Genomic DNA, 7,558 nt, shown 5'->3' with positions numbered 1-7,558 from the left:
TCAAAAAAATATTCAGGTAGCTCCTTCAAATGGAGTCTGATTCTGTCTTGATTTCCTGGAGTAGTAGTTGAGACCGATTTTTAATAAAGTGAGGTTATATGAATGAGATAAAAAATGTCTTTACTATGCGGAATCCAAAAGAAATTCTATAGCACTTTCAGGGGATGCTTAATAGAATAATGACGCCTTCATTCATTCTAATGTATGGATTCAGTTCTATTCGAGGTCCTTAATGTGGAGATGTTCAATACTGTCCTGTGTTTCCTGGATATGCTCCAAGAGTATTTCTTTTGTTTTTTCCTGATTTCCGGAAAGGATGGCCTCAAATATCCTTCGATGATATTTTCTGCCTGTCAGGTTTCCGAGATTGATGACGGCTTCTTCCATAGATTTTCTGAATAACTCATTCAGTATTTGACTGACCTTTATAATGAGTGAATTTCCTGATATCTGACATATGAGGCGATGAAAACCAAGATCAAGCTGGGTTACTCTTTTAATTTCATTTTCGGGAGTACTTTCCAGCTCTTCTACATTCTCCCTCAAGGCTTGTATGCCGGCATCGCTTAGGTTCTTAAAAAATAAAGGAATTATACCCACTTCAATGATCTTTCTATATTCTAATACCTCAAGGATATTTTTATCATCAAGACCGATAATAGGAATAAGGACATTCATATTCAAGTCTATTGAAACATCAACAACAAAGGTTCCTTCTCCCTGCCGGGAAACAAGGAATCCCTGGGCGATCAGGGATTTTATGGCTGTCCGCACAGATATCCGGCTGACACCCATCAAACGGCACAATTCATTTTCTGATGGAATTTTCTCACCAGCTTTCCAATGTCCTTCCAGAAGGAGCTTTCTGAGCTGTTCATAAATTTGAGTATGAATTTTATCTGTATTGATAATTTTTAAAGACCCCTGATTCAATTGTGTACTCCTGCGACAGGATATTTGCTTATCCAGAAGAATATTAAAGAAAAAAAAGTAAAGTGTATAGTATTCGTCAGCAGGCAGTCACACCGCCGTCGACAGGAAGGGCAATACCATTGATGAACCCGGCTTCGTCTGAAGCAAGGTATAACGCCGCTTCTGCTATATCATTGAGTCCTGCCATTCTTCCCAGAGGTACTTCTCCCAGACGTTCTTTTTTGCGCTCCGGATCTTTAAGCATTTCCTGGACCAGAGGTGTATCTGCAGTACTGGGATGAATAGAATTACAGCGTATGTTGAACTGCCCATAACGGGAGGCAACGGACTTTGTCAGCAGGGTGACTGCCCCTTTGGTTGTTGTATATGCTTCGGGAGTAAATTTATGCCCAATCAGACCGCAGACAGAAGACATATTGATGATACTTCCTCCATTGCCTGCTTTGAAAAGAGGTATGACGTATTTTGTTCCCAGGAAAGGACCTTTGATATTAACGCTGTACATCTTATCAAGTTCTTCCGCGCTCATTTCTTCAATATTCTTTCGTATATTGATTCCGGCATTATTGACCAGAATATCAAGGCCTCCTGATTCCTTCTGAATTCTTGCTATCCCATTTTTCCAGCTGGCCTCATCGCTGACATTCAGTAGAAGAAAGTGAACCTTATATCCCTGTGCTGTGAGTTCTCCGGCAGTTTTCATTCCCTGTTCTTCATTCATATCACCAATATAAACAACGGCTCCCTCTCTGCAGAATGTCTCGGCGATTGAGAGTCCTATACCCTGGGCTCCACCGGTTATCAAGGCTGTTTTGTTCATCAGTTTCATAAGGCAACTCCTGTAAAAAATACCCGGGAAAATCCCGGGTAATAAAATAGTTTATTTAACTTTTGACGTAATGTCTTTAACCTGCTGAATCAGATCTTTTCCAATTTTGTCTTCAAACTGTGTGTAAACAGGCTGTACTGCATCCTGAAAAGCCTTCTGTTCGGCAGGGGTTAATTCAGTGACTGTCATACCTTCTTTTCTCAGTTCTGTAACATAATCTTTATCCATCTGTCTGTTTATTTTTCTCTGATACAGTGCTGATTCCTGAGCTGCTTCCATGATAACTTTCTGTTCTTCAGCTGTAAAAGATTGGAACAGCTTCAAGTTCATAAGCATGATGTGAGGACCATAAACATGACCTGTCAGAGTGGTAAAATCCTGTACTTCATAAAATTTCTGAAGATAAATTGTAGGGATTGGGTTTTCCTGACCATCAATAGTTTTCTGCTGCATGGCTGTAAACACTTCACTAAAGGGCATAGGAGTAGGATTGGCACCAAGAGCCTTCCATGCGGCCAGGTGGATGGGGTTTTCCATCGTTCTGATCTTCAGGCCTTTCAGATCTGCCGGAGTTCTTACTTCTCTTGCACTGTTAGTAAGCTGTCTGAATCCATTTTCATAATAAGCAAGAAGTTTCAGACCTTTAGGCTCCAGTTTTGCAGCCAGTGCTTTTCCAACAGTTCCGTCCAGAACGGCGTCAGCTGCTTTTGTACTAGGGAATATAAAAGGTAAATCCAGGACCATGAAATCTGAGACCAGTCCTACCAGAGGTGAGGCGGATGTACAAACCATTTCAAGGGTTCCCATCTGTGTCGATTCGGTGGCTCGCACATCATCACCCAGCTGGGCATTGGCATAAACCTGAACTTCAAAATGACCAGGCAGTTTCTCATTCAGGATCTCGCCGAACTTTACAGAGGCCAGATAGCTCGGATGCTTCTCATTTACACCGTTAGAAATTTTCAGAACAACTGGGGCTTTAGCGGCGGTGGTTGCGGTTGCTTCTGCTTCTTGTGACCCCTTGGCAAAAACGGGAAGCACAGAAACAAGAAGAAAGATACTCAAAACCAGAATAGCAGTTTTTTTCATAAAAACTCTCCTTTAAATATTTTGCTCTCAATACTGAAAGCTATTGTTTACCGGATAATAGATTATTATCACCGGTTAAACACAAGATAATTGTCCAGAACCCTAATTCAACAGATTTGGTATAAACATTACCAGTCCCGGTACATAGGTGATCAGGATGAGGGTCGCGATCATTATGGCAATATTCGGTACTATGGCTTTGCTCATCTGGGCTACCGTGAGTTTGGATATACTGCATCCGACATAGAGAATATTTCCGACAGGTGGTGTAATGAGGCCGATACAAAGATTGACAATCATAACAACGCCAAAGTAAACGGGATCAAGCCCAAAATTCATTGCTATCGGCAGTAGCATGGGACCCATAATCAGCAGAGCCGGAGTCAGATCCATAACACAACCAACGAGCAACAGCAGGATGTTAATGAATAACATAAGCAGGTAGGGATTTTCCCCGGCAAGACCGAGAAGAGTCCTGGACATCATCTGGGGAATCTGAGCTGTTGTGATGAGGTAGGCCGCTGCCATGGCTGCTCCACAGACCATCATGACAACAGATGTCATCCGTGCTGTGCTCACCAGAAGTCCAGGCATCTTTTTCAGATCCAGTTCTCTGTAGACAAACAGGCTGATAACTAAAGCATAAACAACTGCTATGACGGCTGCTTCCGTGGGAGTGTAGATACCGGAGATTATCCCTCCCAGGATGATCAGGGGTAGCAAGAGGGCCCAAAATGCTTCAAACCCGGCCTTCAGTACGTTTATAGCATTGAATTTACCTTCTGCTTTGTATCCGGCTTTTCGGCTGTGTACAAACCAGCCGATCATCAGACCAACGCCTATGAGAACACCAGGAATGATACCGCCCAGGAATAGTTTGACTATGGAAACATTGGCAATGACCCCAAAGATAATCATAGGAATACTGGGGGGGATGATGGGGCCGATGGTCCCGGCAGCACTGAAAAGGGCCGCACTCTTATCCTCATCATAGCCTTCGCTCTTCATGACCGGGTATAAGAGGGAACCCATGGCAGATGTATCTGCAACGGCAGAACCGGAAACTCCGGCAAAAAGCATACTGGCCAGTACCGTCACATAACCGAGACCTCCTCGGATATGACCCAGTAAGGCACCGGCAAATTTTATAATTCTTTTTGAAATTCCTCCCACATTCATTATTTCTCCGGCAAGGAGGAAAAATGGTATGGCCATCAAAGGAAAGCTGTCTATGCCCCGCACAATGGTTTGTGCTAACAGGGCCGGTGAAAAATTCCCTGCAAACAACATGAGGATGGAGGCCGTCAGAATCAGTGAAAAAGCAATGGGAACACTGAGCAGTATTAAACCGAACAGAGCAATCAGAAAAATTGTCAGCATCACTTATCTCCTTTCAGGGCTTTATTAAGATTTGAAATATTATCTCCCAGCTTCAGAAAAGCCTGCATCAATAGAAGCACACCACTGAAAGGAACAATGAAATACACAATTCCATAGGGAATGGCCAGTGCCGGTGAGGTCCAGCCGCTGTTGAAAGTAAAGGCTGTCATGGTCCAACCTCCGTGAAGAAGGATACCAATACCCACGATAACAAGCAGGTTGGAAAGGACCAGAAGCATTCGTGAAATTTTATAAGGGAGGACTATGATGAGAATATCCAGACCCAGGTGTTCATTCTTTACATAGGCTAAAACCGCCCCGAGGAAGGCCAGCCAGATGAGCATGAAACGGGATAATTCTTCCGACCAGGCCAGGGATGAATTGAGAAAGTATCGGGCTACTACATTTGAGAATACAATGATGACCATTAAGGCCAGCAGAAGACCAATGATTCCGCCGATTATGCGGACTAATTGATCCTCTACCCATTGGATCCGACTCTTTTTAACTTCTCCAGGCATTCTTTTTTGCTCCTTTTGTATCAAATTATGAGAGTGTTCAGTATGGAAAATTTATTTTCTTCGAACTTTTACATCAGCCATACTTTCGTAAAATTGAATAATGCCGCCATGATCGTCTTTTTCGTGACCTTTGACTTTCAGAGCCTGCATGATTTCCATAACCGAACTGGTTAAGGGAATGGGGACTCCGACATCATGAGCCGTCTCGAGGGCATTCATTAAATCTTTAATATGCAGTTCAATACGAAATCCTGGTTTGAAATTTCCTTCCAGGATCAGGGGCATTTTTGCATTGAGGACTGTACTACCGGCGAGCCCGCCTTTAATGGCATTAAATACGGCTTCAGGATCGACTCCCGCTTTGGTTGCCAAAACCATGGCTTCCGAAACGGCTGCAATATTCAGGGCCACGATGATCTGATTGGCAAGCTTGGTAACATTTCCGCTCCCCACATCGCCTACCAACGTGACAGAACCACCCATAACGTTCAGGATCTCTTCCACTTTCTTGAAGGTCTCTTCCGGGCCGCCGACCATAAAGGCCAAAGTTCCGTCTACCGCTTTTGGTTCTCCGCCGCTGACAGGGGCATCCAGGAATGCCACACCTTTTTCCTGTAGAAGTTTGGACATTTCCTGGCTGACACCAGGGGCTATGGAACTCATATCAATAACAATTTTACCGGAAGAAATACCTTCCAGGACCCCATTTTCACCGGCAATGACGGTTTTCACATGAGGAGAGTTCGGCAGCATTGTTAAGATGATATCTGCTTTTTCTGCCACTTCCTTTATGGAGTCGGCGGCTTCAGCACCGGCATCGGTCAGAACCTTTACAGAAGATTTAACAATATCAAAAACCAGAAGATCATATACTGCCTTCTTAAGGTTGAGGGCCATGGGTTTTCCCATAATTCCCAGTCCAATAAATCCTATTTTCATATTGAGCTCCTTATTTTTTAATCAGTCTTTTAACAGCTGTAACAATATCGTCTTCTGTGAGCCCATAGGCCTTGAGTAGATCTTCATAGCATGAGGCCGAAGTACCGTACTTATCCTGTACTCCAATTTGTACCAATGGCAGAGGATTTTCACTCATCGCCTCGGTGATGGCACTTCCCATTCCACCAATAATAGAATGCTCTTCCGCTGTCACAATCCCTTTCCTACCGGCGGAAAACTGTTTAACAGCATCTTTATCCAGAGGTTTTATACAGCTTACGTTGACGACTTCGACTGAAATCCCTTCTTTTTCCAGCATCTCTGCTGCTTTCAGTGACTGATGAACCATGATGCCGCTTGCAAAAACAGTGATATCATCACCTTTTTTGACGCTCGTCATCTGACCTATTTGATAGGGTTTATCATCATCTGCAGTCAGGACAGGAAGATCACTTCGATTTATCCTGATATAGGCGGGTCCCTCTGATTCAGCCATGGCTTTTACCATCTTTTTTGTCTCTTCTGCATCCACAGGAGAAAGGACAGTCATATTTGGTAATACTCTCATGAGGGCAATATCATCAATGGACTGATGAGTCTTTCCATCGCCGAAATCTGAAAGGCCTGCACTTGAACCGCAAATGTTTACATTCAAGTCGGGTATGGCAATTGAACTCCGAATCTGATCATAGGCACGTCCTGTTGCGAAGACGGCAAATGTACTATAAAAAGGGATTTTACCTGCAAGGGCTAATCCCGCCGATGTGGATGCCATATTCTGTTCAGCAATCCCCATTTGAAAATACCTGTCAGGAAACTGGTCCTCAAAGAAGCAACTCATGGTGGACTTACCCAGGTCGGCTTCCAGCACGACAATATCTTTATTTTCCCGGCCTATCTGAACCAGGGCTTCTCCATAACTTTTTCTAAGGCTTGCTGTTATCATGATTTCTCAACCTCGTTTTTAATTTTCTCTAGATCTTCCAGGGCTATTTTGTACTGCTCATCTGTCAAACTTCCATTGTGAAAAGCGGCTTTGTTTTCGGCGAAAGAAAAGCCTTTCCCTTTTATGGTACGCGCTACCAGGACAGACGGTTTTCCCTTAAAATTACGAGCCTCTTCCAGAGCCTTATGAATAGCTACAACATCATGTCCGTCCAGCTGAATAACATTCCATCCAAAAGCTTCCCATTTTTCTGCAATATTGGGTATCGGGAAAGTTTCTTCTGTTGTACCAGTTGCCTGTATTCCATTTAAATCGATAATGGCAGTCAAATTATCTGCCTTAAATACCGACCCGGCCATGGCTGCTTCCCATACCTGACCTTCTGATAATTCCCCGTCTCCGCATATGACATAAACCCGGCCTTTTGATTTTTCAAGTTTCAGTCCGAGGGCCAGTCCCAGTCCAACAGACAATCCCTGTCCCAAAGATCCGGTTACAGCTTCTATTCCGGGCGTTCTTTCCATATCAGGGTGTCCCTGAAGAACACTGCCGTAGGTTTTTAATGTTTTGAGTTCATTTCTATCAATAACTCCTAACTCGGTCAGGGCTGCATACTGGGCCAGAACGGAATGGCCTTTGCTGAGTAAAATCCTGTCTCTGTCAGGGTCTTTCATATTTTTTGGATTGATATTCATATGATGAAAGTACAAGCAGGACATGATGTCCGCAATTGAACTGCTTCCTCCCAGATGTCCCACCTTTCCGGGGGGCAGCATGGCGAGTATGTCTGAACGAATGGCATTGGCTGTCAGCATTGCTTCTTTTCTATTTAATATGGTGGTTTCCATTTACTCTCCTAATATCTTATTATTTTAATTGTAGTAGGTGCGTTGTAATACAAGCTACAAATAAATCTTAACA

8 protein-coding genes are annotated in these 7,558 nt (G+C 43.6%); all 8 read right to left on the bottom strand.

The genetic code is table 11. From position 1 onward, the window contains the following. Positions 1-216: 216 nt before the first annotated feature. The 8 genes from PF479_RS02595 to PF479_RS02560 all read right to left on the bottom strand — a co-directional run bounded on the left by PF479_RS02595 (position 217) and on the right by PF479_RS02560 (position 7,485). The gene (locus PF479_RS02595; protein ID WP_298001933.1) at positions 217-933 is read right to left on the bottom strand and encodes a FadR/GntR family transcriptional regulator; all 717 of its coding nucleotides are present in this window, start codon (positions 931-933) and stop codon (positions 217-219) included. Between the two features lie 76 nt (positions 934-1,009). Next, positions 1,010-1,762, bottom strand: a complete 753-nt coding sequence (locus PF479_RS02590; RefSeq protein WP_298001932.1) for an SDR family NAD(P)-dependent oxidoreductase — start codon at positions 1,760-1,762, stop codon at positions 1,010-1,012. Positions 1,763-1,813: 51 nt separating this feature from the next. Then, positions 1,814-2,851, bottom strand: coding sequence for a TRAP transporter substrate-binding protein (locus PF479_RS02585; RefSeq protein ID WP_298001930.1), 1,038 nt, complete (start codon positions 2,849-2,851; stop codon positions 1,814-1,816). A gap of 102 nt (positions 2,852-2,953) precedes the next feature. Further along, positions 2,954-4,231 (bottom strand): TRAP transporter large permease, encoded by a 1,278-nt coding sequence (locus tag PF479_RS02580; RefSeq protein WP_298001928.1) that lies wholly within the window; start codon positions 4,229-4,231, stop codon positions 2,954-2,956. Continuing rightward, complete coding sequence (locus PF479_RS02575) at positions 4,231-4,752, bottom strand: TRAP transporter small permease (protein ID WP_298001926.1); 522 nt, start codon at positions 4,750-4,752, stop codon at positions 4,231-4,233. The genes PF479_RS02580 and PF479_RS02575 overlap by 1 nt, the downstream gene beginning before the upstream one ends. 51 nt (positions 4,753-4,803) lie before the next feature. Beyond that, positions 4,804-5,691 carry a 2-hydroxy-3-oxopropionate reductase gene (gene garR / locus PF479_RS02570; protein ID WP_298001924.1) on the bottom strand — a complete coding sequence of 296 codons (888 nt, stop codon included), beginning with the start codon at positions 5,689-5,691 and terminating at the stop codon, positions 4,804-4,806. 10 nt (positions 5,692-5,701) lie between these two features. Next, positions 5,702-6,637 carry a transketolase C-terminal domain-containing protein gene (locus tag PF479_RS02565; RefSeq protein WP_298001922.1) on the bottom strand — a complete coding sequence of 312 codons (936 nt, stop codon included), beginning with the start codon at positions 6,635-6,637 and terminating at the stop codon, positions 5,702-5,704. After that, complete coding sequence (locus tag PF479_RS02560) at positions 6,634-7,485, bottom strand: transketolase (RefSeq protein WP_298001920.1); 852 nt, start codon at positions 7,483-7,485, stop codon at positions 6,634-6,636. The genes PF479_RS02565 and PF479_RS02560 overlap by 4 nt, the downstream gene beginning before the upstream one ends. Between the last annotated feature and the right edge of the window lie 73 nt (positions 7,486-7,558).

The sequence above is a fragment of the Oceanispirochaeta sp. genome (assembly GCF_027859075.1).
GTDB lineage: Bacteria > Spirochaetota > Spirochaetia > DSM-2461 > DSM-2461 > Oceanispirochaeta.
This window is presented reverse-complemented; position numbering and strand designations above follow the sequence as displayed.

What these genes read in the sequence shown, in the direction of transcription:
- PF479_RS02590 (WP_298001932.1), bottom strand. Translation starts at nt 1,762, where the DNA reads ATGAAACTGATGAACAAAACAGCCTTGATAACCGGTGGAGCCCAGGGT.
- PF479_RS02585 (WP_298001930.1), bottom strand. Translation starts at nt 2,851, where the DNA reads ATGAAAAAAACTGCTATTCTGGTTTTGAGTATCTTTCTTCTTGTTTCT.
- PF479_RS02580 (WP_298001928.1), bottom strand. Translation starts at nt 4,231, where the DNA reads ATGCTGACAATTTTTCTGATTGCTCTGTTCGGTTTAATACTGCTCAGT.
- PF479_RS02575 (WP_298001926.1), bottom strand. Translation starts at nt 4,752, where the DNA reads ATGCCTGGAGAAGTTAAAAAGAGTCGGATCCAATGGGTAGAGGATCAA.
- garR (WP_298001924.1), bottom strand. Translation starts at nt 5,691, where the DNA reads ATGAAAATAGGATTTATTGGACTGGGAATTATGGGAAAACCCATGGCC.
- PF479_RS02565 (WP_298001922.1), bottom strand. Translation starts at nt 6,637, where the DNA reads ATGATAACAGCAAGCCTTAGAAAAAGTTATGGAGAAGCCCTGGTTCAG.
- PF479_RS02560 (WP_298001920.1), bottom strand. Translation starts at nt 7,485, where the DNA reads ATGGAAACCACCATATTAAATAGAAAAGAAGCAATGCTGACAGCCAAT.